General features: G+C 34.8%; 21 protein-coding genes and 3 tRNA genes. 14 read left to right on the top strand and 10 right to left on the bottom strand.

Annotation, left to right across the window (positions count from 1 at the left end):
• Positions 1-36 precede the first annotated feature (36 nt).
• Genes ABJF08_RS14060 through hutI form a run of 3 tightly spaced genes read right to left on the bottom strand, consistent with a single transcriptional unit; the run spans position 37 to position 2577 of the window.
• On the bottom strand, positions 37-300 hold the full coding sequence (locus ABJF08_RS14060; protein WP_348116892.1) for a hypothetical protein: 264 nt from the start codon (positions 298-300) through the stop codon (positions 37-39).
• A 1-nt stretch (position 301) separates the two neighbouring features.
• Positions 302-1321, bottom strand: coding sequence for a formimidoylglutamase (locus ABJF08_RS14055; protein ID WP_348116891.1), 1020 nt, complete (start codon positions 1319-1321; stop codon positions 302-304).
• 5 nt (positions 1322-1326) lie between these two features.
• Positions 1327-2577 carry an imidazolonepropionase gene (gene hutI / locus ABJF08_RS14050; RefSeq protein ID WP_348116890.1) on the bottom strand — a complete coding sequence of 417 codons (1251 nt, stop codon included), beginning with the start codon at positions 2575-2577 and terminating at the stop codon, positions 1327-1329.
• A 127-nt stretch (positions 2578-2704) separates the two neighbouring features.
• On the opposite strand from hutI, the gene ABJF08_RS14045 reads away from it, so the two are divergent.
• The 8 genes from ABJF08_RS14045 to ABJF08_RS14010 all read left to right on the top strand — a co-directional run bounded on the left by ABJF08_RS14045 (position 2705) and on the right by ABJF08_RS14010 (position 12836).
• Positions 2705-3862, top strand: coding sequence for a PLP-dependent aspartate aminotransferase family protein (locus ABJF08_RS14045; RefSeq protein ID WP_348116889.1), 1158 nt, complete (start codon positions 2705-2707; stop codon positions 3860-3862).
• 1 nt (position 3863) lies between these two features.
• The gene (bshB1, locus tag ABJF08_RS14040; protein WP_348116888.1) at positions 3864-4580 is read left to right on the top strand and encodes a bacillithiol biosynthesis deacetylase BshB1; all 717 of its coding nucleotides are present in this window, start codon (positions 3864-3866) and stop codon (positions 4578-4580) included.
• A gap of 117 nt (positions 4581-4697) precedes the next feature.
• Positions 4698-4773 (top strand) — tRNA-His (locus tag ABJF08_RS14035).
• A gap of 702 nt (positions 4774-5475) precedes the next feature.
• Positions 5476-6318, top strand: a complete 843-nt coding sequence (locus tag ABJF08_RS14030; RefSeq protein WP_348116887.1) for a M57 family metalloprotease — start codon at positions 5476-5478, stop codon at positions 6316-6318.
• A gap of 290 nt (positions 6319-6608) precedes the next feature.
• On the top strand, positions 6609-7112 hold the full coding sequence (locus ABJF08_RS14025) for a transcriptional regulator (RefSeq protein WP_348116886.1): 504 nt from the start codon (positions 6609-6611) through the stop codon (positions 7110-7112).
• Positions 7113-7124: 12 nt separating this feature from the next.
• The gene (locus ABJF08_RS14020) at positions 7125-8252 is read left to right on the top strand and encodes an efflux RND transporter periplasmic adaptor subunit (RefSeq protein ID WP_348116885.1); all 1128 of its coding nucleotides are present in this window, start codon (positions 7125-7127) and stop codon (positions 8250-8252) included.
• A gap of 22 nt (positions 8253-8274) precedes the next feature.
• Positions 8275-11412, top strand: coding sequence for an efflux RND transporter permease subunit (locus ABJF08_RS14015; protein WP_348116884.1), 3138 nt, complete (start codon positions 8275-8277; stop codon positions 11410-11412).
• 5 nt (positions 11413-11417) lie between these two features.
• Positions 11418-12836: an efflux transporter outer membrane subunit gene (locus tag ABJF08_RS14010; protein ID WP_348116883.1), complete on the top strand. Its 1419-nt coding sequence runs from the start codon at positions 11418-11420 to the stop codon at positions 12834-12836.
• 249 nt (positions 12837-13085) lie between these two features.
• On the opposite strand, the gene ABJF08_RS14005 is transcribed toward ABJF08_RS14010, so the two are convergent.
• Positions 13086-13159: transfer RNA gene (locus ABJF08_RS14005), tRNA-Arg, on the bottom strand.
• A gap of 231 nt (positions 13160-13390) precedes the next feature.
• Here ABJF08_RS14005 and ABJF08_RS14000 point away from each other — a divergent pair.
• Positions 13391-13912, top strand: coding sequence for an adenine phosphoribosyltransferase (locus ABJF08_RS14000; RefSeq protein ID WP_348116882.1), 522 nt, complete (start codon positions 13391-13393; stop codon positions 13910-13912).
• 3 nt (positions 13913-13915) lie between these two features.
• Here ABJF08_RS14000 and ABJF08_RS13995 read toward each other — a convergent pair whose 3' ends face one another.
• From ABJF08_RS13995 to ABJF08_RS13980, 4 genes are all read right to left on the bottom strand, one after another.
• Positions 13916-14893, bottom strand: coding sequence for a VPGUxxT family thioredoxin-like (seleno)protein, type 2 (locus tag ABJF08_RS13995; protein ID WP_348116881.1), 978 nt, complete (start codon positions 14891-14893; stop codon positions 13916-13918).
• Between the two features lie 125 nt (positions 14894-15018).
• Complete coding sequence (locus tag ABJF08_RS13990; RefSeq protein WP_348116880.1) at positions 15019-15393, bottom strand: hypothetical protein; 375 nt, start codon at positions 15391-15393, stop codon at positions 15019-15021.
• 97 nt (positions 15394-15490) lie between these two features.
• Positions 15491-17053 (bottom strand): FAD-dependent protein, encoded by a 1563-nt coding sequence (locus ABJF08_RS13985; RefSeq protein WP_348116879.1) that lies wholly within the window; start codon positions 17051-17053, stop codon positions 15491-15493.
• A gap of 105 nt (positions 17054-17158) precedes the next feature.
• Positions 17159-18130 (bottom strand): nitronate monooxygenase, encoded by a 972-nt coding sequence (locus tag ABJF08_RS13980; protein ID WP_348116878.1) that lies wholly within the window; start codon positions 18128-18130, stop codon positions 17159-17161.
• A 163-nt stretch (positions 18131-18293) separates the two neighbouring features.
• Here ABJF08_RS13980 and ABJF08_RS13975 point away from each other — a divergent pair, with 163 nt between their 5' ends.
• Both ABJF08_RS13975 and ABJF08_RS13970 read left to right on the top strand, forming a co-directional pair.
• Positions 18294-20657, top strand: coding sequence for a TonB-dependent receptor (locus ABJF08_RS13975; protein WP_348116877.1), 2364 nt, complete (start codon positions 18294-18296; stop codon positions 20655-20657).
• Between the two features lie 4 nt (positions 20658-20661).
• Positions 20662-21465 (top strand): DUF4249 domain-containing protein, encoded by an 804-nt coding sequence (locus ABJF08_RS13970; RefSeq protein WP_348116876.1) that lies wholly within the window; start codon positions 20662-20664, stop codon positions 21463-21465.
• Between the two features lie 100 nt (positions 21466-21565).
• On the opposite strand, the gene ABJF08_RS13965 is transcribed toward ABJF08_RS13970, so the two are convergent.
• Both ABJF08_RS13965 and ABJF08_RS13960 read right to left on the bottom strand, forming a co-directional pair.
• Complete coding sequence (locus ABJF08_RS13965) at positions 21566-22060, bottom strand: thioredoxin family protein (protein ID WP_348116875.1); 495 nt, start codon at positions 22058-22060, stop codon at positions 21566-21568.
• A 64-nt stretch (positions 22061-22124) separates the two neighbouring features.
• Complete coding sequence (locus tag ABJF08_RS13960; protein WP_348116874.1) at positions 22125-22751, bottom strand: NAD(P)H-dependent oxidoreductase; 627 nt, start codon at positions 22749-22751, stop codon at positions 22125-22127.
• Positions 22752-22898: 147 nt separating this feature from the next.
• Here ABJF08_RS13960 and ABJF08_RS13955 point away from each other — a divergent pair, with 147 nt between their 5' ends.
• The 3 genes from ABJF08_RS13955 (at position 22899) to ABJF08_RS13945 (ending at position 24243) form a co-directional block, all read left to right on the top strand.
• Positions 22899-23285: an acyl-CoA thioesterase gene (locus ABJF08_RS13955; RefSeq protein ID WP_104516693.1), complete on the top strand. Its 387-nt coding sequence runs from the start codon at positions 22899-22901 to the stop codon at positions 23283-23285.
• Between the two features lies 1 nt (position 23286).
• Positions 23287-23946 (top strand): ElyC/SanA/YdcF family protein, encoded by a 660-nt coding sequence (locus ABJF08_RS13950; RefSeq protein ID WP_348116873.1) that lies wholly within the window; start codon positions 23287-23289, stop codon positions 23944-23946.
• A 212-nt stretch (positions 23947-24158) separates the two neighbouring features.
• Positions 24159-24243 (top strand) — tRNA-Ser (locus ABJF08_RS13945).
• Position 24244: the final 1 nt, after the last annotated feature.

Genomic DNA, 24244 nt, shown 5'->3' with positions numbered 1-24244 from the left:
TTTAAGAAGCGCAGTTTAAAAAATTGCGCTTCTTATCTATTGTTTTAGTATAAAGTAAACAGCTATATATAAAAGTGTACCGACTATAAAAGCAATTATAGAACGCCATATATATTTCTTCTTTAAATCCTTGAGCAGCAACACACCTAATTCTGAAGATCTATCTCTTCTCTCCATTTTTTGAAACTCTTTTCTAAAAGAAGACAAGTTTTTTAAAACATAAAGCAACCAGAAGACAATTAAAAAAACTGGCAAAAACATAAACTGCCATTCTTCTATAAGCGTAGTAGACTTCATCATATTATGGAAGGTCATTAACTAGAGTAGCAAGCGCTTTACCTACCTGATTTGGATAACCATACTTAGGCGCTGCCTCACAAATATGAATGTATCTAGGTAATCGATTTGCTTGCTTTATTATTTCGTTAATTAAACTTCGCATTTCCTGAAAAGAATATCCCACAGGTGATTGTGCACTGGATGGAAAATTTGCAACAGCGTCCATATCTACTTCTAGAGCAAAATAATTAGAGTCTATATGCCTTAATGCCTTTTCTACTTCTCCGTTTACATCTAGATATTGGGCGTTAAACCTACTGTAATTAACAGCATCACTCTTACTTATAAAATCAATCATAGGCTGACTCAAATAATTCTCTTGAATTCCTACCATAAAATAAGATTTCAAATACCCTTCTTTAATCGCATGACTAAAACCGTTACCGCTATGTCTTCCTTTTGCAGCTCTCAAATCTGTATGAGCATCTATGTTGATACAGTCTATAGGTTCTGTATAACCACATGCTCTCAATAATGGATAACAATTATTATGTCCACCACCCATGACTACCGGTATTTTACCTGCTTCTATAATTTTTATGGCAATTTCACTCACACGTTGGTCCAGCACCTGTACAAGATGACTTAATTGAATCCTATCCCTATGTATGGAAGAATCTAGACCTGCAGCCTGTGACATAAGATCTTCGGTAATAACATTTCCTAAAACGCAAAATCTACTCACAGCGTTAAAAGATGTATTCTGTAAACCTAAAAAGGAATTTAAAAAAGAAGACCATGCCTCACTCGCTCCTGCTCTACCCAGATTTGCTCGCACTCCTATATCTTCAGGTATTCCTATTAGAATATAGGTAGCTTTTAAATCACTTAGATTTTCTAGACCATCACTCAACTCTATTTCTTGAGCATAAGTTCTAGAACTATCTTCTAAATTAGAAACACTGTTTTCATTAAGATCAAATCGTTTAGAAATATATTGATTTAATTTCTCCCTTGTAAAAAACTCAAAATGCGACTTCATAGACTTTAAATAAATTCACCATCAACAACCACCTGATCAATAATTACTTGACCAAAGTTATATGGAACAGCAGCTATGCTATCTATATTCTTAAAAATCATTAAATTAGCTCTTTTGCCTACAGTGATACTACCCAACTCATCATGAACTTCTAACGCATGTGCTGCATTAACAGTCAGCGCATTAAAAGCACGTTGTGGTGTCATTCTCATTTTAATACAAGCTAGAGAAAAAACAAAATTCAAATTACCTGACGGTGTACTACCAGGGTTATAATCACTGGCAAGCGATACCGCAACACCTTTATCTATCATTTCATTTGCAGGAGCATAATCCAGACTTAGAAAAAATGAACAACTAGGTAAAGCTGTAGCTACCGTTTTAGCACCACTTAAAGCTGTAAAATCAGTAGACTCCATAACCTCTAGATGGTCTACGCTTACTGCACCTGCTTTAACTGCAGCATCTATGGCACCTAATGATGTGAATTGATTCACATGTACCTTAGACTTAAGACCATAAGCACTACCTGCTTCTATAATACGCAGCATTTCATCTACAGTAAAATAATTTTTCTCACAGAATACATCTATATAATCTGCCAGTTGCTCCTCAGCTATTTTAGGCAGCATCTTTTCGATTATTAGTTTGATATATCCTTCGCGATTTTCTTTATACTTTAATGGAAAAGCGTGCGCTCCCAAGAATGTAGCTTTAATAGGTATAATATGATTACTACTTGTACCACTTTTTTTCAATCGTGATATGACTCTTAAAATTTTTAATTCGCTTTCTACACTTAATCCATAACCACTCTTAATCTCTATAGCCGTGGTCCCTTGTGCAACTACATTATCTAGCCTCAAGCGTGCTTGTTCAAAAAGCTCATCTTCAGTCATTTTTTCTAATGAGGCAGCACTATTTAAAATTCCGCCACCTCGAGCAGCTATTTCTTCATAAGTAAGACCATGGATTCTATCCTCAAATTCTCGCTCACGTGTACCTGCAAAAACTAAATGGGTATGACTATCCACATATCCAGGCGTTATAATTTTATCTTTACAATCATAAACTTCCTCAGCAGGATGTGGTAAAAAATCATCCATGCTACCATAATCCTTTATCAGACCATCTTCTAACCATAAATAGGCATTTTTAATAGATGGTAAATCATCCATTTCTTTCCCACGTAAAGGCTCAATAGTTGATTTTCTAACTTGGACTAATTCTTTGATATTTGTAAATAGTATGCTCATACTGTGAAGATAATTAACTCTTCAATAAATTAGGGAATATTATACCAGCTTTTCTTTGCAAAATTTCGATTATATATTTCACTTTTAATTTACATTTAACAAGAACTATGTTATTAATTTCGGCAACATGAAAGAAAAACACAATCATAACTACCTCTGTGTTCACGCAGGTCAGCTTAAAGATGACGTTTACGGTGGTGCAACTGCTCCTATATATACCTCAACTGCTTATGATTACCGCGGCGAGGGAACAAATTTATATCCCAGATATTTTAACACACCTAATCAAGTAGCGCTAGGTAAGAAAATGGCAGCATTAGAAAATACTGAGGCCGGTATGATATTCGGTAGCGGTATGGCAGCTATTAGTGCCGTTTTCTTGGCATTTCTTAAAACAGGTGATCATGTCATCATTCAACGCGCTATTTATGGTGGTACAGCTCATTTCATCACAGCCGAATTTAAAAATCTAGGCATTGAGTACACCATGATAGAACATGTAGATCAACAGAGTTTAGATGCTAGCAAGCAGCCTAATACTAAAATGATCTATATGGAGACACCTAGCAACCCTTTATTAGAGGTCACAGACATGGATTTGGTTTCCGCTTTCGCGAAAGCGAACTCTTTAACCAGTGTCATTGATAATACATTTGCCTCACCAATTAACCAGAATCCTGCAGATTTTGGAATCGATATCATCATACATAGCGCAACCAAATATTTAGGTGGTCACAGCGATATTTGTGCTGGTACCGTTAGTTGCAGTCAGTTAAATATGGATAGAATATGGAATACTGCAAAAAATTATGGTGGCAGTTTAAGCGATCAAACAGTATGGTTATTAGAACGTAGTATAAAAACTCTTGCATTGAGAGTAAAAACACAATCTAAAAACGCTAAGAAAATTGCTAAGTTCTTAGAAAAACATCCAGATATTAAAACGGTTAATTATCCAGGTTTAAAATCTCATCCGCAATATCACTTGGCCAAAAAGCAAATGAGAGCCTTCGGTGGTATGATGTCTTTTGAATTAAAAAATCATATTAATCAAACTGAGTTTTTAGAAAACTTACAAATTATATTTCCGGCACTTAGTCTTGCTGGTGTAGAAAGTACCATTCTTGCTCCTAGTACAACATCTCATAGTTTATTGACTCCACAAGAAAGATCCGAACAAGGCATTTCAGACAAATTGCTTAGATTTTCTGTAGGTATTGAAGAAGTCGATGTTCTTATAGATGACTTAGAAAGCGCTATGGAAAAGAGCCGTAAAAAAAAATAATATGAAATTAGATATACTCGCCATAGGTGCGCATCCAGATGATATAGAATTAAGTTGTGCTGGTGTATTACTTAAAGAACAGTCTTTAGGAAAAAAAACAGGAGTACTAGACCTAACGAGAGGTGAATTAGGTTCTAGAGGTAGCGCTGAAATAAGAGATCAAGAGGCTGCCGCTGCTGCAAAAATTCTCAAACTATCTGTTAGAGAAAATCTAGCTTTTAAAGATGGATTCTTTACTAATGATGAAGCACACCAATTAGAGATCATAAAAATAATAAGAAAGTATCGTCCAGAAATCATACTTTGTAATGCTATTAAAGACAGACATCCTGATCACGCTAAAGGTTCTGAATTAACCAGTGTCAGCTGTTTTCTATCAGGATTAAAAAGAATAGAAACCACTTTAGATGGCGTCGTACAAGAACACTGGAGACCTAAACATGTCTATCATTATATTCAATGGTTAGACGTAGAACCAGATTTTGTAGTAGATATATCTGGATTCATGGATCAAAAAATGGCATCGGTTCAAGCTTATGGAACACAGTTTTTTAATCCTAATGATAATGGCCCTAAAACACCTATCAACTCAAAGAACTTTTTAGATTCAATAATGTATCGCAGCGCAAATTTCGGCAGGCTTATTGGAACTGAGCATGCAGAAGGCTTTACATCTGAAAGACATCCTGCAGTAAATAGTATTTTTGATTTGAAATAAATTTCAAAAAAAAAACAAGAATTTCATTCACAGTATTAAGAATTGTATTAAATTTGCATCCGCTAAACGCGAGTGGTTGAATTCTAGAGTTCCACTTTAAAAAACTCACATTGATATGGTGGTTGTAGCTCAGTTGGTTAGAGCGCTGGTTTGTGGTGCCGGAAGTCGCGGGTTCGAATCCCGTCTTCCACCCTAAAAGGTCTTAGTTTTTACTAAGACCTTTTTTTATTTTATATATTTTCGAACTACAACACCCTATCTCTACTCTTTAAAATAAACAAATTGGAACCTAACGCAGTTCTTTTATTATTTTTAAAATACTAACTTCTCTATTATCATACCCTCAACATTATCTGTCAAAATCAAAATATTCTAAAAGTGCCTACTTGATTAAATAAACGCACAAATGATTATTAATAAAACGATTTATTATAAGTTAATTCAAACCTACCACTTACTATAAATTAACATTTATTCAAAATACACAAATCCTGATCATGTTTCTAACTAAGAAAAGACTTAAAATTCATACATATTTATCAATATCTAAACTCTGAGTCATATAGATTAAGCGCTTATTGACGGAATTATCAATTCAAATATTTTAAACCCTACTAAAACGATAGGGTTTTAGTTTGAAATCACTTAACCATAGATAAATTTTAACATGCTTATCGATCGTGAATTTTATTCATAAAAGGTACTTCATCGAAAAAAAAGCATGTTTAAAAGTCACAAAAACCACTTGAATCTACTATGCTTATTAGGAATACGGCAATAATTCCGTTAAATATTTCAATTTCAAGTTTTCTTCAGATCTTAAAAATTCATAAGAAATTTCCTATAATTTTAAATCACCAAATAAATAATTTTATAAACCCTTAATTTTTTTATTATGAAAAAATCACTAATCAAACTTTCATTAATCGGACTAGCATCCTTTGCAATGATCTTAACTTCATGTGAACAAGATCAAGAACTTAAAGCTGATCAAACAACGAGCACATTAGAATTAGCTAAAAAACACGCTGAAAAAATAGGCTATAATCCAAATGACATTGACATACGAGATTTTCATTACCCAGATGGAACTACCGAAAAAAGAATCTATATAGAAGATGATATAGCGCTATTAGAAGAACAGTTTTTTGCTCTAGAACAAATTAACAGTTTTACAAAGCAGTTCAGAACTAACAACCTGGTAACAGGTAATAATAAAACTATTGATATAGTTGGGTATACTGGAAACAACCAATACGGTCTTTCTAGCAAAGCTCAAACTGGTCTTAGATGGGCAGTAGCTAACTACAATAGACTTAACAATGTGACCTTAAATTTCAGATTAACTTTCGGAACCAATTTAAACAATGCTGACATGTATGTTTACGACACTTCGTTTAACACTTCTGATCAGGGTGGTGTTGCAGGTTTTCCTGATTCTAGTGGTAGACCTCATGACGCTATTCAAATTTACAACCTGGAAAGCTTTTCAACTAATGTAAATGAACACGTAATCACTCATGAAATAGGTCACTCTATAGGGTTTCGTCACAGTGACTGGTTTTCACGACAGTCTTGTGGTCAAAGTGGTGAATCTGCAGGAACAAATGGTGCTAACTACATAAGTGGTACTGTGAATGGATGGGATCCTACTAGCTTAATGAATGCTTGCTTCTCTGCTCAAAGTGACGGAGAATTTAATTCTAATGATTTAATTGCATTAAATCAAATGTATTAATCCAAAAGAAATCAACTGTCAGTTTGTTAAAAGCTCAACCTTCATAGGTTGAGCTTTTTAATTCTATAGATTCAAGTTAAGCACAATAGTCTCCATATTTCATTTCTGAAAATCCAATTACTAGCTATTTAATTTCAAAATATTACTCAAAAACAACCTACTCTAATTCGTCCGTTATCACACTAAATAACTTTTTTAACAATACCTTATGCGTTAAAGGTTCGGTTTGTTCCGAACTTAATTAATACTTTTGCACCGTAAACATTGAACTTATAAATAAGTTTTAAAAAATGGAAAATCAAGTTTGTAAAAAAAGAATGGATTTAGTTGAAAAACTAGGCGTGCATTTAGAAGGCAGAGAGCAACTAGCTCCTGTTGCAGCACGAATTTTATCCTACATTATACTTACTGGCAAAAAAGGAACCACATTTGAAGATATGGTGATTACACTTTGCGCTAGCAAAAGCACAGTTTCAACACATTTAAATCATTTACAAGATTTAAATAAAATTAAATACTTCACCAAAACTGGCGATCGCAAAAAATATTTTGTGATTAACAAGGATACCATTATACAACACATTGATAAGATGGTTAAACACTGGCGTGAGGAGCGTGAAATTCATGAGGAAATTAAAGAGTATAAAAAACTACAAAATATAAATAAAATCGAAAATGAAGATGAAAAGTTTGACTTGAGTTTTCATGATGATTATATAAACTTTATAGAAGAAGCAAGCGCCTCTATTCAAGCTTTAAGAAAAAAAATAACTGAAAATAAAATCAATATTTAAATATAAATATCCATGAAAAAGAATAATATATATGTCATTCTAATACTTAGTGTGTTTTTCACTTTGACAAGCTGTGGTAATAAAGAAGAACAAGCTCTACCACAAGCTCCGCCTCCTAGCCTGCCGGTAACTTCTTTAGAATTAAAAACGGTGACCGGCTACACGGATTATCCAGCAACTATAGAAGGTATTGTAAATAGTGATGTAAGAGCCAAAACAACTGGATATATCGAAAAGGTATATGTAGACGAAGGTCAAAAAGTTCGCAAAGGACAGCTTCTTTTTAAACTAGAGACTCAATCTTTAAGTCAGGATGCAAGTGCCGCAAAAGCCCTTATCAATGTAGCACAAGTAGAAGTTGACAAACTTATTCCTCTTGTACAGAAAAACATCATTAGTCCTGTACAATTGGAAACAGCTAAAGCAAATCTCGCTCAAGCCAAAGCTAATTATAGTGGGGTATCTGCAAACATTGGATATGCTACTATTAAAAGTCCTATTGATGGATATGTAGGTTCTATAAATTTTAGAGAAGGTGCTTTAATAAGTCCTAATGACGTAAATGCATTAACCACGGTAAGTGAAATTGATCAAGTTTATGCCTTTTTCAGCTTTAATGAAGCACAATACATAGATCACCTACAACGATCTGAAGGCAAGAGTAAGGAAGAGCGTATTAAAAACTCTCCAGACCTTAGCTTAATATTAGCTAATGGTAAAGAGTATTCTGAAAAAGGACGTATTCAGACTAGCACTGGTCAGATTAATCAAAACACTGGTACAATTCAGATACGAGCAGCATTTGACAATCCTAACGAAATATTGACCAACGGTAATAGCGGTAAGATAAGATTCCCTATAGAATATAAAGATGCAATAGTAGTCCCACAAAGTGCAACTTTTGAGCAACAAGGCGATATTTTAATATTTAAGTTAGATGAAGACAACACAGTTTCTACTGCTATATTAAAAATACAAGGAAGTGTAGACAATTTGTATGTTGTTGAATCTGGATTAGAATTAAGTGACAAGATTGTTATTTCAGGTGCTAGTAAATTGAAAAACGGAATGACCATTTCTCCGGTTGAAACGTCTTTTGAAGAAGCGACTAAACCTGTACCAACCTTATTTAGAAATTAGATTATAACTAAACATATTTATCATGTTAAAAACATTTATTGAAAGACCAGTACTTTCAACAGTTATTTCTATAATCATAGTTTTGTTAGGTGCTATAAGCATCGGCACATTACCTATAGAAGAATACCCAGATATTGCTCCTCCGACTATTAAAGTAACTGCTAGTTACACAGGAGCAAATGCCGAAACCGTATTAGAAAGTGTAATTATTCCGATTGAAGAACAAATCAACGGTGTAGAAGGGATGACCTACATCACCTCTACAGCATCTAACACAGGAACAGCAGAAATCACTGTTTATTTTGATCAAGAAATAGATGCAGATATTGCTGCGGTTAACGTTCAAAACCGTGTTGCTAGAGCAACACCTTTATTGCCACAAGAGGTTACTCAAACAGGTGTAATTACTCAAAAACAAGAAACGAGTGCATTGATGTTTATATCAATGTATTCTGACAGTGAAAACTACGACGCTACATTTATTCAGAATTATCTAAAGATTAATGTAATTCCTGCTATGCAACGTATTAGTGGTGTTGGTGATGTATCTTTATTCTCACAGCAAGATTATGCTATGCGTATATGGTTAAACCCAGAAAAGCTAGCGTCTTACAACTTAATCCCTTCTGATATTTCTGCTGTATTAGCTGAACAGAATTTAGAAGCTGCAGCTGGTTCATTAGGTGAAAATAATGGAGCCTCATTCTCATATGCTCTAACCTATAGCGGTCGTTTTAAAGACGAAAGTCAATACAGCGACATTGTAATAAAAGCACTTGGAAACGGTGAGTTTTTAAGATTAAAAGATGTTGCAACCATAGAATTAGATGCACAATCTTATTCTTCAAATGCAATGAGTTTAGGCCACCCTGCAGTTTTCATGGGAATTTTTCAAACTAAAGGTTCTAATGCGCAGGAAATTATAGAAAACATAAAAATAACATTAGACGGGATTGAAAAAGATCTTCCAGATGGTTTAAATATTTTTGTCCCTTATGATACCAGTTTATTTTTAAATGCATCCATTGAAAAAGTAATTCATACATTATTAGAGGCATTTGTACTTGTATTCTTAGTAGTTTTCTTATTCCTACAAGACTTTAGATCTACTTTAATACCTGCGATTGCCGTACCAGTTTCTATAATAGGTACCTTCTTCTTCCTAAATGTTTTTGGTTATTCAATTAACTTACTGACGCTATTTGCATTAGTCCTCGCGATAGGTATTGTGGTAGATGACGCCATTGTTGTAGTAGAAGCGGTTCATGCCAAACTAGATGAAGGTGAAAAGAATCCTAAAAACGCTACTCTAACTGCGATGAATGAAATCTCAGGTGCTATTATATCGATCACATTGGTAATGGCTGCTGTATTTATTCCAGTAACGTTTATAACTGGTCCTACAGGTGTATTCTATGAGCAATTTGGTGTTACTTTAATTATTGCAATTCTTATTTCTGCTGTAAATGCATTAACTCTTAGTCCTGCCCTTTGTGCGCTATTATTAAAAGGCCATAATGAAGATGAAGAACTGAAAAGCAAAGGTCCGGTAAAACGTTTTTACGCGTTATTTAACCGTGGATTTAATGCTACTATAGAAAGATATGGAAGATCAATTCAGTTCTTATATAAAAAGAAATTCATATCTGGAATATTATTAATCATTGCTGTAGTAGGAATCTATTGGGCAGCAAATACTACACCTTCTGGTTTTGTACCTAATGAAGACAGAGGTATAATCTTTGCCAATATTGAACTTCCAGCTGGAGCATCATTAGACAGAACAGATGCTGTAGCGAGACAACTCTATTCAAAAATTGAAGGTTTAGAAGGTATAGTAGGTGTTAACTTCATTAAAGGTAGAAGTATCATTAATGGTTCTGGAAGTAATTATGGTTTTGGAATAATTAAATTAGAAAACTGGAGTGATAGAGAAGATCCGTCACTTTCTGCACAAGCTATTACTGGAAAATTATTTGGAATTTCAGCAAGTATTCCTGAAGCAAATATTATTTTCTTCTCACCACCTAGTATCCGTGGATTTGGTAATGCATCTGGTTTTGAGGTGAATTTATTAGATAAATTTGGAGGTGAATTCAAAGACCTGGATCAAGCAAATAAAGATTTTGCCGCTGCGTTAATGCAACACCCAGAAGTGAAGTATGCACAATCTGCATTCAGCACTAACTATCCACAATACGAAATGGAAGTTAATGTACCATTGGCTAAAGAAAAAGGAGTATCGGTATCCACTATATTCTCTACATTACAAGGATATATCGGAGGTGTTTATGCATCAGACTTTTCAAAATTTGGTAAACAATTCAGAGTATACATTCAAGCATTACCAGAAGACAGAGCAGATGCTAGTGCATTAAATAGTATGTATGTTAGAACAGACTCCGGTCAGATGACACCTATAACTCAGTTCGTAAATTTAAAACGTGTTTACGGTCCACAATCGGTAACTCGTTTTAACTTATTTAACTCTACAAGTATTACCGGTGCCACTAACGATGGTTTTAGTACAGGTGATGCCATTAGAGTGATTGAAGAAGAGGCTGCAAAATTACCGAGTAATTATACGATTGCCTATTCTGGTCTAACTCGTGAAGAAGTGAGTGCTGGTAGTCAGACCATTTTCATATTTATATTAAGTATCGTATTTGTTTACTTCTTGCTTAGTGCACAATATGAAAGTTACTTACTACCATTTGCAGTTGTGCTATCCCTTCCTTTTGGAGTGTTCGGAGCGTATATAAGTACAAAGGTTTTAGGACTAGAAAACAATATCTATTTTCAAATAGCACTGATCATGCTTATTGGTTTGTTAGCTAAAAATGCCATACTTATTGTGGAGGTGGCTTTACAAAAACGTAGAAATGGGGAATCTATAGTGGATGCGGCTATAGATGGAGCTAAATCTCGTTTACGTCCTATATTAATGACATCATTTGCTTTTATACTAGGACTGATGCCTCTTGTACTAGCATCTGGTGTAGGGTCAGAAGGAAATAAATCAATAGGGACTGGTGCAGTAGGCGGATTGCTTATAGGTACCTTAATTGGTGTATTTGTTATACCTATCCTATTTATATTATTTCAATGGTTACAGGAAAAAATTTCTGGACAACCACAGATAAAAACTATTGAAGATTAAGAACTATGAAATTTAATATATCACATAGAAGTATAAATAAAGGCCTTTTATTATTAATCGTTATGGCAACACTGCAAAGCTGTTTTGTTGCCAAAGATTATGTAAGACCTGAACTCACTAAAGAGACAGAAGCTCTTTACCGAACTGAAAACTTACCTACCGATAGTGTTTCCATAGCAAATCTATCTTGGAAAACCATGTTTAAAGACCCATACCTTCAACAATATATTGAAGATGGTTTAAAAAACAACATGGATGTACGTATCGCGATACAACAAATGATCGCTGCACAAGCCTATGCAAAACAAGGTAAAGCAGGATACTTACCTACATTGAATGTCGGTCCTAATTACACGAGACAGGAGTTTTCTGAAAATAGTCAGTTTGGTTCTATTTTTACTGGTGGGCTAGACACCTATGACGTTACTGCAAATCTATCATGGGAAGCAGATATATGGGGTAAAATAAGAAGTAACAAAAGAGCCACACAAGCATCTTATTTACAAAGTGTTGCGGCTCACCAAGCAGTTAAGACTCAGCTTATATCTAGTATTGCCAATACATACTATAATTTATTAGCACTAGATGCTCAGTTAGAAATAACTAAAAAGACTATTGAAACGAGACAAAGTGGTGTAGAAACTATAAAAGCATTAAAAGATGCTGGACAGGTAACGCAGGTTGCTGTAGATCAAGATATTGCACAATATAATAATGCAAGAGCATTACAAGTGGATATTGAAACAGCTATTTTCAAAACTGAAAACATGCTTAGTATTTTGTTAGGTAGATCACCTCAACAATTTGAAAGAAGCTCTCTAGATCTTCAAAAACTAGAACAAGAAACCATGTTAGGCGTACCAGCAACACTGTTGAGTAATAGACCAGATGTAATGGCAGCAGAGTATAGTTTAATTCAATCTTTTGAGTTGACTAACGTAGCTAATAGTAGTTTCTACCCATCGTTAACACTAACTGCATCTGGAGGTTTACAAAGTTTACAGCTAGAAGATTTATTTAAAACAAATTCTTTATTTGCCAATATAATAGGTGGTTTAACACAACCACTCTTAAACCAGCGTAAACTTAAAACTCAGAAAGAAGTAGCCCTAGCAAATCAAGAAAGCGCTCTTATCAATTTTAAGAAAACGCTATTGACCGCTGGTAATGAGGTGTCAAATGCTTTATACAGTTATGAAAATGAAGTCAAAAAATTTGAGTTCAGAAAAAACGAAGTTGAGGCATTGAGAACAGCCGAAACAAATTCTGAAGAGTTACTCAAAAATGGGTACGCTACCTATTTAGATTTATTAACAGCTAGAGAAAGTGCCTTAACAGCAGAACTTAATGTAATCGACAGTAAACTATTACAGCTTACATCTATAGTAGATTTATATGAAGCTCTAGGTGGTGGATGGAGATAATAAGCAAGTGAGTAGTATATTTATTGTACTAGCTAACAATATAAAAGGAGGATTGGGTATGATTAGTCACACCAAATCCTCCTTTTTTTTACTTTATTCCAAGTTTTATAAGATCACTTATATGAAAGAGCATGGCTTACATTAAAATAATCACTCAATTCCATTAAATATTACATAACAATAATTCCTAGAATCAAAATTCAAGACATAAAAAAAGACTTATCATTTAACATGATAAGTCTTTTGTTGTGACCTCGACAGGATTCAAACCTGTAACCTCTTGAGCCGTAATCAAGTGCGCTATTCAGTTGCGCCACGAGGCCATTTTTAATTACTTTAAGGTAGTAATCTAAAATAAGTTTTAAACTTATCACCTTTGCCTCCAAACATATGATTCTTTAGCGGCTGCAAATATAGTTTAATTTAAAAATACAACAAGGCTTTTTTCTAAAAAATTTGAAAAAATAAATTTCAGAGTATTAATAACCTCTCCTACCTCTAATTAAATACCACTTCATAACCTTATACCGTAAACCCTTTTTTATATTTATCGCATGAATAATACAACTCTCTCTAAATTTATTAAAGACATACCTAACTTTCCTAAAGAAGGAATCGTTTTTAAAGATATCTCTCCACTTCTAGCCTCAAAAGAAGCGAGAGAATCGATGACTCAATCTCTTATCGCTCCTTTTAAAGATAAAAATATAGATGTAGTAATAGGCATAGAATCTAGAGGTTTTCTTTTTGGAATGTTAATGGCCGATGCTCTAAATGCAAAATTTGTAATGATGCGTAAACCTGGTAAATTACCAGGCCAAATCATATCTCAAGAATACCAATTAGAATACGGTACCGATACTCTTGAAATACAAAAAGGCAGCTTATCATCACAAGATAATGTTTTAATCCATGATGATGTGCTTGCTACCGGTGGTACTGCAGCAGCAGCTTTATCTTTAGTAGAACAAACTGGTGCTGCAACAGTAGGCTACAGTTTTATAATAGAACTAGACTTTTTAAACGGTAAGGATCTTTTAAAAAACCCTCACGTTCATTCTATTTTACACTATTAATCATTAGTTAAAAACCAAACTACTCCAGCTAGATTTAAAGTCTTTATCAAACAAGACAACTTTGTGCTTTGTAGTTCTTAATCCTTTATATCTTTTAAACTGTTTAGGGCTTAAGAACTGTATCGCACTTTTATTCATTCCTAATGCGCTATTAATTTTGGTACGTTGTAAATCACTTAACGGTAAATATTTATAATCGCTATGCTTGAGGTAATAGTCTTCATCTTTGCTAGATGCATAGTAAGATTTATCAACACCTATTAATTTCATATCTCTACGGCTGGCAAATTGATCTAGCTGCGCATTACTAGTCACAGTATTATCATAAGTTACCTTTACTACCTCATGTCCTTTCATAAAACCAGCCTCTGTATTCAACACGCCTAGTTGTGAACCCAGTTCTTTCTCTCCGGTCCAGAAACAGTACATACTATAATAACGATCTTGCTGACTAGCACTACTCACATGTAGCTCTTCTCCTAACAATTTCATATAAGCAGGCACTTCTTTCTTATAAATAACTAGTGCCTCTTCCATAGCTGTGTAAAGCCCTTTTGCAGTATAATTACCTGCTACACGCTTCACCATTTTATCACCTTTATCGTTTACTATATTGACCACTGGATTATTCCAAGCGCTTTCTGTATACTTTTCTAGAATTTCACGATCCTTACCACCTTTATTATTATAAATAGCAAGCGGTATAAATTCGTTCTCAATAACCTCGGTCATTAAAGGATTACTTAATACATTCTTACCATAATTTTGGCAAGTAGAGCAGCCGGGCACCTCTTGAAACAAAATTAAAACTGGCTTTCCAGACTCTTTAGAACTTTTAAGAGCCTGATCATAATCTCTATACCATGAAACTTTACCTAACTCTGTAGGTTGATTAGATGGATTTGTACGTGTTTGCGCTGTGGACGTTGCTACACCAATTAATAAAAACGCGCAACATTGAATTGTCTTTAAAATATTCATATCTTTTTCCTTTGATTTAAAGGTAAATGAAGAATATATAAGAAGTATCACGGTAGTATAAACTTTGTGCTATCTATTATGTTTATTGGGTTTCCGCTTTCGCGAAAGCGAGAATAAATCTAACCCTATTCATCTAACACTTCTGACGCCCACCCGATAGCTTCTAAAACAGTAGAAGCTACCATAAACCTCTTTGCATAGAATTTACTTTCAAAAAGTGCTGTTTTCTTACCTATTAAGGAAGTAGTGATAATACAAACTCCTATAAGGTTATCAATTTTTGAAGTTTCTAAGTAAGTTATAGGATTTACAGTATATTCCATTGTGCGATTAGAAATGTACACCCATTTTTTATCTGTAAAATGGTTCAAAATAATATCCCGCATTTCGTTATTATTCTCAGGCTTAAGAATAACACCTTCATTTATTTGAGCTATTACATAATTCTCAAATATGAAAAGCTCACCATAATCTAGATTATGATATAAAATTCGTGACATAAATAGGCTGGTTTATTGATAACAAAATTAGCATTAACTTTTTTACCAACCTCTTCTATTGCACTTAATAGCAATTAATTAACATTTAATATTACCGTTATCGATCTTTTTCAATGACACGATCCATACAATTAATCCCATCTATCCCAGCACTAATAATACCACCGGCATATCCTGCACCTTCTGCACAAGGATACAACCCTTTAACATCAACATGTTCTAGACTCATAGGATCTCTAGGTATATTGATAGGTGAACTGGTTCTGCTTTCTGGGGCATGCAATACAGCATCATTTGTATAATACCCTTTCATCTTTTTACCGAATGCTACAAAAGCTACCTTTAAACGACTCGCTAGCATATCTGGCAAGATTTTATTTAAATCTACACTAGTTAATCCAGGATGATAAGAAGTTTTAGGAAAATCTGTAGACACCTTTCCTTCTACAAAATCCATCATGCGCTGGGCAGGTACACGTTGTGTTTTTCCTGCTGCTACCCAACAATCGTATTCCACTTGTTTTTGAAAATCTAGTGACACAAATGGATCGTTAGGATTATTAGGATCGTAATTAGGAAGATCTTCAGGAGAGACACTTACCACTATCCCACTGTTAGAATATGGATTATTACGTTTACTAGGGCTCCATCCATTAGTAACTACCTCTTCTGTATCTGTAGCACAGGGAGCAATTATACCGCCAGGACACATACAGAAAGAATAAACACCCATTCCATCTACTTGCTCTACTAGGCTATAACTAGCTGGTGGCAAGTAAGGATTTTGATCATCTCCATGGTATTGAATCTGGTCGATAAGCTCTTGTTGATGTTCTATCCTTACTCCTATGGCAAATGGTTTTGCAAGAATTTTTACATCTCTTTTATGTAGTAAATTAAATATATCTCTAGCAGAGTGTCCAGTAGCTAGAATCACATTATCGTATTCCTTCCACTCTGCATCATTAATTTGTATCGCTTTAATTTGATTGTTCTCATGACGTAGGTCGGTCATTTTTGACTCAAAATGGACCTCTCCACCAGCCTCAAGAATTGCCTCTCTCATAGAGGTAATAATTTGTGGTAGTTTATTAGTCCCTATATGTGGATGCGCATCTACTAAAATATCTGGTGTCGCACCAAAATCTACAAACCATTCTAGCGCTTTAAGTACGTTACCTCTTTTCTTTGATCTGGTATACAGTTTACCGTCACTATAAGTACCTGCTCCACCTTCTCCATAACAGTAATTTGATTCTGGGTTTACAGTATGATCCTTATTAATAGCTGCAAGATCACGTCTTCTAGAACGCACATCTTTACCTCTTTCATAAACTATAGGTTTAAGGCCACCTTCTACAGCTCTTAAAGCGGCATATAACCCAGCTGGTCCAGCACCTATTATAGCTACTTCTTTTGCCCCAGATACATCTTGAATTTCATAGACTTCTCTTTCAGGAATTTCTTCTCCTGTAAGCCACAATTCTATTTGCAAGTTATACTTTACCTTCTTTTGTCTCGCGTCTATAGATCTTTTTCTAACGTTCCATTTTTGAACGTCATCCATCCGCAGGTCTATTTTTTCAAAAACCTTATGTAGTATATGATCTTCGTCTTCAAGGTGATGCGGTAAAACAGAAATTTGCACTAGTTTGCTCATGGGACAAAGGTAATAGAGAACATACCAATAAAAGGAAAACATATAAATGAAAAAAAGCCTTTCCCACAAATATGAAAAAGGCCTTTCTTACAATAAGTTATAAATCTACTTACTGTATTTCTTTAAATTCTCTATTTGTGTTTCTATGGCTGTTTTAAATTCGGCCTTCATTCTATTGAGCAAATCAGTTACTGGCACAGAATCTTTAATAGTAGCACTACCTTGTCCTGCGCTCCATATGGTCTTCCACGCTTTGGCCTCGGTATTCATTTCTTTACCAAAATCGATCTTAACCTTGGCTTTCATTTGTTCTTCTGTAATACCAGCTGCATTTAAACTAGCTCCTAAAAAGTTTGCATTAACTCCAGAAATAGCAGCCGTATAAACTATATCGCTACAACCGGCCTCGATAATCATCTCACGATAATCATCTGTCGCCTTAGACTCATCTGTATTTATAAAACGAGTACCCATGTAAGCGAGATCTGCACCCATTTGTAATGCGCTAGCCACATCCTGACCAGAACTCATGGCTCCAGAAAGTAAAATAGTCCCTTTAAAAAACTCTTTAGTCTCTCTTATAAAAGGCATAGGATTATTAGTCCCAGCATGACCACCTGCTCCTGCACAAACTAATATTAATCCGTCCACACCAGCTTCTTGAGCTTTTTGAGCATGACGCTTCTTTATTACATCATGAAATACAATTCCTCCATAACTATGTACAGCATCTACCACATCGCTTACAGCACCTAATGAGGTGATAATAAGCGGTACTTTATGTTTTACACACAGTCGTAGATCTGCTTCTAATCTTGGATTACTACCATGTACAATAAGATTAACACCAAATGGCGCCGCCGTCTTCCCTGTTTCCTTCTCCCATTGAGATAACTCTTCTTTTATCTGTATCAACCATTCTTCAAAACCTTCACTAGAACGCTGATTAAGTGCTGGAAAAGTACCTACGACACCATTTTTACAGCAGGAAATAACTAATTCTGGTCCAGAAATTAAAAACATAGGTGCTGCCACAACTGGCAACGATAGTTTATTTGTGAGTTGTGAAGTAGTCATATAATTGTTTTCATCAAAGTTAACAAAGTATTACTATGTATGCATAACAATTTAAACAGATCTTTAAAAAAACTACCTTCCGTACGAACTAATCACAATAGACATTACATTTGTAACAAATTGATTGTGCCTCCGTTATTTTAAAAATTGTAACCTCTAGCCATTGAAAAAGTTTATATTATTAAGTGTTTTTAGTGTTCTCGCTTTCGCGAAAGCGTACTCACAAAAAGCCACACTTTCAGGAACCATTATTGAAGATGTATCTGGAGAGACCATGCTTAACGTAAATGTTATCATCACAGATTTACAAACCGGTACAATAACAAATGAATACGGCTACTACTCCATCACGCTGCCTGTAGGAATCTATAACATACAGTTTACCAGTATAGGTTACGCTACGATAGAACGTACAATTCTATTAGAAGAAAATCTCAAATTAAACATTTCGCTCAAGGAACAAGGAGAGGAACTCGATGCGATAATACTAACTAACGATGTAGAAAAATTAAGCACAAAATCACCTCAAATGAGTGTGAATGCTCTTTCTATAGAGACCATAAAAAAAATACCTGTCGTACTAGGAGAGACCGATTTAATTAAATCTCTGACTCTATTACCTGGTGTTACTAATGCTGGCGAGGGCGCTAGTGGTTTTAATGTACGAGGTGGCGCTGCAGACCAGAACCTAGTGCTACTCGATGAGGCTACTCTTTACGGAAGCGATCATTTATTTGGTTTCTTCTCTGTATTTAATCCAGACGCGATAAAAGATCTTAAACTGTATAAAGGTGGTATACCGGCTAGATATGGTGGTCGAGTTTCTAGTGTGCTGGACATCTATCAACGTGATGGTAATAAAAATGAACTGAGCGGTACTGGCGGTATAGGACTAGTGGCAAGTAGGCTACTTTTAGAAGGTCCTATTATTAAAGAAAAAGCATCGTTTTTAATAGGTGGCCGCAGCAGTTATGCCCATTTATTCTTACCGTTATTTGATGTAGATAATGTCGCTTATTTCTATGATTTAAATGCTAAGGCTAGTTTTAATCTAGACGATAATAACCGTTTATATATGTCCAGTTATTTCGGACGTGACGTCTTTAATGTAGATAATCTTTTCAGCAACACCTTCGGTAATAGTTTTGTAAACCTGAGATGGAACCATCTTTTTAATGATAAATGGTTTTCTAACGCATCACTTATTTACAGCGATTACAATTATGGGCTAGAGTTGGATTTTGTAGAATTCACCTTTGACAGTGGTATTTCTAATCTTAATGCAAAGTACGATCTCACACATTTTGTAAATGATAAAGTTAAAATGAAATATGGATTCAATACCATTTACTATGAATTTGACCCAGGAAAAATTAAACCTACCAGCTCTACCAGTGGTATAAATAAAAGACAACTCATTAAAAAATATGCTTGGGAAAACGGTATCTATGCAGACGGTGAGTTTACCCTAAGCGATAAAATCAACATCAATGCTGGTTTAAGAATAAGTAGTTTTAATAGACTGGGTCAGGAAAGTCTCAATATTTATGAGAATAATGAAGCACTTTCTTATAATGAAGAATTAGAAATCTATGAAAGTGAAGATGCTATAGATACCTTTTCTAGCAGCCGCAGTGAGACACTAGAATCGTTTGTTAATCTAGAACCTAGATTTTCTGTTGCCTACTCCATAGATGACGACACTAGTATCAAGGCCAGTTACCAGCGCATTAATCAATACATACATTTAATTTCTAACACTAACGCACCTACACCATTTGACTTATATGCACCTAGTGGTACCTTTATTAAACCTCAAAAAGGAGATCAAGTAGCTGTAGGTTTTTTTAAAAACATAGGCGATTATTCTATTGAAACAGAAGCATTCTATAAAACAGTAAAAAACAGACTGGACTACATAGACGGTGCAGACCTTATTGCAAACGACGCTGTAGAACAAATACTGTTAGAAGGTGAAGCGAGAGCTTATGGTCTAGAATTTTTATTTAGAAAAAACGAAGGTAAATTACAAGGCTGGATAGCCTACACACTTTCTAAAAGTGAACAGCGCACTCCTGGAAGAACAGCCGTAGAACCAGGTATCAATAATGGAGAATGGTATAATGCTGCATGGGATAAAACACACGACCTTACCATAACAGCAAATTACGATCTGAATAAAAAATGGGATCTAGGCGCAAATTTCACTTTACAGACAGGACAGCCGGTCACTTATCCTAACGGACAGTATGAATTTAATGGCTTATTTGTTCCCACATTTGAATCTAGAAACAGTAGCAGACTGCCTGTTATTCATAGACTGGATTTTTCGGCAACTTACACACCTCAACCTAATAAGAAGAAAGGATGGCAATCCAGTTGGGTTTTCAGTTTATACAACGCCTATAATAGACGCAATGCAGTAAGTATCTCATTTGCCGAAAATGAAGATACCGATAGAAACGAGGCTACACGTCTTTCTATATTTGGCGTAGTGCCTGCTGTTACTTATAATTTTAAATTTTAAGAAAATGAAAAAGTTACCTTATTATATTCTTGCTTTTATTTTTCTAATATCTTGTTCTGATGTAGTAGAACTCGATCTTAATAATTCAGACCCTAGACTGGTTATAGATGCTAGACTAGAACTGCTGGAAGACGGCACCACTAGTTCTATTGTAGAATTAAGTCGTACAGCAGGCTTTTACGTAGAAGAAAACCCTAGCGTTACTGACGCTACCGTTTTTATTACTGAAGATAACGGTACGGTACATAATTTTACAACTACTGGTAATCTAGGTATTTATACTAATAACACTATAAACCTACAGGATAACAATACATATACGCTAACCATTATTGACCAAAATAACACCTATACGAGTAGTGAACAGTTAGTTCGCACCTCTACTTTTACAGGTGTAGAACAAGAAACTTTTGACGGTTTTGACGATGAGTTTTTACAAATAACAGCATCCTTTGATGACCCTGCAGGACTAGGTGATTTTTATCTATTTAAATATGACGATATAGATAACGACCAAATAGATATAGGTGATGATGAATTTACAGACGGTAATAATGCTGACACTATTTTCTTTGTAGAAGATGCTGTACCTGGTACCGTTGCAACCATAAAAATTAAGGGAATAAACCAGAGATGCTTTAATTTTTATGAAGTATTGTTACAACAGGCTGGCGATAGCGGTAGTCCATTTGCTACTCAACCAGCTATAGTTAGAGGTAATATAATAAACACTACAGATTCTGCTCGTTACCCATTTGGATATTTTAGAATATCCGAAGTTTTTGAAGTAGAATATACGATCCAGTAAGCGCTACCATAGCGTTCCTATTCCATCTATCAAAACAGCGCAAAACAAAAAAAGAGTGACTCTTTAAAAGTCACTCTTTTTTATATTCGTAAATATGTTATTACAATCTAAAAATAGATTTATTCTCATCCATAAAACGCCAGTGATAGCGTGGATCATCACCACTAAAACGCTCTACTCTATTACGCTCAGAACCTCTATAATCTAGAGCGATTATCGTCGGATACTTTACTTTATATTTATCTGATAGTTTTTTATTCGTCTTTTTCTCATTCTCTGAAATGATATCATCACGATAAGGGTTATCTAAATACACGATATGATATTTTGCAGACTCTTCTACAAATTTATCGGTGTGAAAAAAGTATTTTTCTAGTTTTACACATGGTGTACACCAGTCGCTACCTGTAAAATAAACCAAGATAGGTTTTTTAGTTTTTCTAGCCTCTTTTTTTGCCTCATCCAGACTAGTTAACCATTGTAAATCATAAGTTACTTCCTCGTTACTAGCAACTTGAACATCGTTAGACGCCTCGTCTTGCGCACTAACGGCTATGGAAAAAAGTAAAAACGGAAGAATAAAAAGTAGTCTCATTTGTTCAAATTTTCAATTCAAAGGTATATTAATACTCTGTAACAGACAATTATCTTGCCAATTTCTAAACGTATGAAATCATTTCTTGTTGCGGCTTGCGCACTTTTTTAAGTTTTGCCATAAAATCGTCATTAGAGCGATGCCCGACAGGAAGCAACAGTACACTTTTTAATCCTTTACTTTTAAGATCTAAAAGCTCATCCATTTTCTCTGGCACAAACCCTTCCATAGGACAGGAATCTATCTGTTCATGGGCACAAACTGTAAGTAGATTACCTAAGATAAGATAAGCCTGATTTCTTGCCCATTGCTCAATTTCCGAAGTGTTTTTATTAGAAAAACTATCTATTAAAAACTCCTTAAACGGATTCAAAACCTCGTCTGCAGTATTGCGCACTTTTTTTACCAGCTTAAAATAAGAATCGATAAACGGTTCATCTACCTCTGTAGTACAGATAACCAGTACTGCTCCAGCATCCTTAACTTGCAGTTGACCATAAGAATGCGCCACCATTTGGTTTTTTACCTTTTGATCTGTCACGATAACTAATTTACAAGGTTGCAACCCATAAGAAGTTGCTGTTAAGTTAAATGCCTGTGCGAGTACATCTATCTGTGCAGACGATAACTTTTTATCAGCATCAAATTTCTTTGTTGCATACCTCCATTGTAAACTTTCTATACTATCCATATGTATGATGCGTTATATTTGTGATCTAGAGATGGATGTTAGTTTCGCTTTCGCGAAAGCGGAATCTACATCAAACATCTTCCATATTTAAACGTAAAAGTAACCTACGGAAAACATCTTTTATAAGCTTTCCAATAACTTATTTCAATGCAAGACATCGATACACGTATTAAAGAATCAGAAACAAGTATTTTTAAAGCCGTTTTTCCTAATACGACAAATCATTACGACACCCTTTTTGGTGGTACTGCATTGCACCTCATGGACGAAGTTTCTTTTATATGCGCCACGAGGTTTTCTAGAAAAAAGGTAGTGACTATTAGTACGGATAAGATAGACTTTAAAAAACCTATTCCTCAAGGTAGTATTATTGAACTGGTAGGAAAAATATCTAAAGTAGGTAACACGAGTTGCGTGGTAGAAACTAGTATTTATATGGAAGACATGTACAGCTATTCTAGAGAAAAAGTAGTAACAGGTACTTTTACATTTGTCGCTATAGACGATAATAAAAACCCTACCTCTATCCTATAATATGCGCAGACTCTTAAACATTCTAGTATTCGGTGTCATCATAGGTCTAGCTGGTGTACTTATTTTACAATTACATGTAAAACGTACATCGAGAGAGGTTATAAAAACTGATGTAAGCGAGTTAAAAACAGCTTATACTGGTATCGTTCTAGGTGCTAGTGTAAAACCAGACAAAACACTTTCTCCTATTCTCCAAGATCGTGTAGACGCTGCACTACTAGCCTATGAAAATAAAAAGTTTAAGAAATTTTTATTGAGCGGTGATCATGGCGAGAAAAACTATGACGAAGTTAACGCCATGAAAAATTATCTAAATGATAAAGGTGTACCAGACGAAGATATCTTCTTGGACCATGCAGGTTTTGACACTTATGACACTATGTTTAGAGCACGTGACGTTTTTAAAGTAGACAAGGCTATTATTTTTACCCAAGAATTTCACTTACCACGAGCTGTTTACATCGCAAAAAAAATGGGGTTGGATGTACAAGGCTATGTTTCAGATAATCGTGAATACCCTGGCAACAGTCATTTTGCTAGAAGAGAATGGCTTGCTAATATAAAAGCATGGATAGAACTCAATATAGATAAATCACCTACATACACAGGCAAAGTGATCCCTATTACAGGAGAAAGTAGCTTATCACACGATAAAAATTAAATTTCACGTTTTTTCATCCTTATAAGTAAGTAAGTTAAGAATCTACCGCATCTATTTAAACAAATTACCTAATTACAATCTTTTGATTATCAATCCGTTAATAATGAATATAAATTAAAACACTATTTTTTATTTTAAAAATAGCCGATTTATAAAAGAATAAGTATATATTTGCAACCGCTAAAACAAAAAGCTTTTTGTTTTATGAGACTGGAGAAGTGGCAGAGTGGTCGAATGCACTGGTCTTGAAAACCAGCGAGGGTCACACCTCCGGGGGTTCGAATCCCTCCTTCTCCGC

Source organism: Nonlabens sp., assembly GCF_039941875.1.
In the GTDB taxonomy this organism is placed as follows: domain Bacteria; phylum Bacteroidota; class Bacteroidia; order Flavobacteriales; family Flavobacteriaceae; genus Nonlabens.
Note: the sequence above shows the minus strand (reverse complement) of the source record. Positions and strands in the feature narration are given on the sequence as shown.

What these genes read in the sequence shown, in the direction of transcription:
- ABJF08_RS14060 (WP_348116892.1), bottom strand. Translation starts at nt 300, where the DNA reads ATGATGAAGTCTACTACGCTTATAGAAGAATGGCAGTTTATGTTTTTG.
- ABJF08_RS14055 (WP_348116891.1), bottom strand. Translation starts at nt 1,321, where the DNA reads ATGAAGTCGCATTTTGAGTTTTTTACAAGGGAGAAATTAAATCAATAT.
- hutI (WP_348116890.1), bottom strand. Translation starts at nt 2,577, where the DNA reads ATGAGCATACTATTTACAAATATCAAAGAATTAGTCCAAGTTAGAAAA.
- ABJF08_RS14045 (WP_348116889.1), top strand. Translation starts at nt 2,705, where the DNA reads ATGAAAGAAAAACACAATCATAACTACCTCTGTGTTCACGCAGGTCAG.
- bshB1 (WP_348116888.1), top strand. Translation starts at nt 3,864, where the DNA reads ATGAAATTAGATATACTCGCCATAGGTGCGCATCCAGATGATATAGAA.
- ABJF08_RS14030 (WP_348116887.1), top strand. Translation starts at nt 5,476, where the DNA reads ATGAAAAAATCACTAATCAAACTTTCATTAATCGGACTAGCATCCTTT.
- ABJF08_RS14025 (WP_348116886.1), top strand. Translation starts at nt 6,609, where the DNA reads ATGGAAAATCAAGTTTGTAAAAAAAGAATGGATTTAGTTGAAAAACTA.
- ABJF08_RS14020 (WP_348116885.1), top strand. Translation starts at nt 7,125, where the DNA reads ATGAAAAAGAATAATATATATGTCATTCTAATACTTAGTGTGTTTTTC.
- ABJF08_RS14015 (WP_348116884.1), top strand. Translation starts at nt 8,275, where the DNA reads ATGTTAAAAACATTTATTGAAAGACCAGTACTTTCAACAGTTATTTCT.
- ABJF08_RS14010 (WP_348116883.1), top strand. Translation starts at nt 11,418, where the DNA reads ATGAAATTTAATATATCACATAGAAGTATAAATAAAGGCCTTTTATTA.
- ABJF08_RS14000 (WP_348116882.1), top strand. Translation starts at nt 13,391, where the DNA reads ATGAATAATACAACTCTCTCTAAATTTATTAAAGACATACCTAACTTT.
- ABJF08_RS13995 (WP_348116881.1), bottom strand. Translation starts at nt 14,893, where the DNA reads ATGAATATTTTAAAGACAATTCAATGTTGCGCGTTTTTATTAATTGGT.
- ABJF08_RS13990 (WP_348116880.1), bottom strand. Translation starts at nt 15,393, where the DNA reads ATGTCACGAATTTTATATCATAATCTAGATTATGGTGAGCTTTTCATA.
- ABJF08_RS13985 (WP_348116879.1), bottom strand. Translation starts at nt 17,053, where the DNA reads ATGAGCAAACTAGTGCAAATTTCTGTTTTACCGCATCACCTTGAAGAC.
- ABJF08_RS13980 (WP_348116878.1), bottom strand. Translation starts at nt 18,130, where the DNA reads ATGACTACTTCACAACTCACAAATAAACTATCGTTGCCAGTTGTGGCA.
- ABJF08_RS13970 (WP_348116876.1), top strand. Translation starts at nt 20,662, where the DNA reads ATGAAAAAGTTACCTTATTATATTCTTGCTTTTATTTTTCTAATATCT.
- ABJF08_RS13965 (WP_348116875.1), bottom strand. Translation starts at nt 22,060, where the DNA reads ATGAGACTACTTTTTATTCTTCCGTTTTTACTTTTTTCCATAGCCGTT.
- ABJF08_RS13960 (WP_348116874.1), bottom strand. Translation starts at nt 22,751, where the DNA reads ATGGATAGTATAGAAAGTTTACAATGGAGGTATGCAACAAAGAAATTT.
- ABJF08_RS13955 (WP_104516693.1), top strand. Translation starts at nt 22,899, where the DNA reads ATGCAAGACATCGATACACGTATTAAAGAATCAGAAACAAGTATTTTT.
- ABJF08_RS13950 (WP_348116873.1), top strand. Translation starts at nt 23,287, where the DNA reads ATGCGCAGACTCTTAAACATTCTAGTATTCGGTGTCATCATAGGTCTA.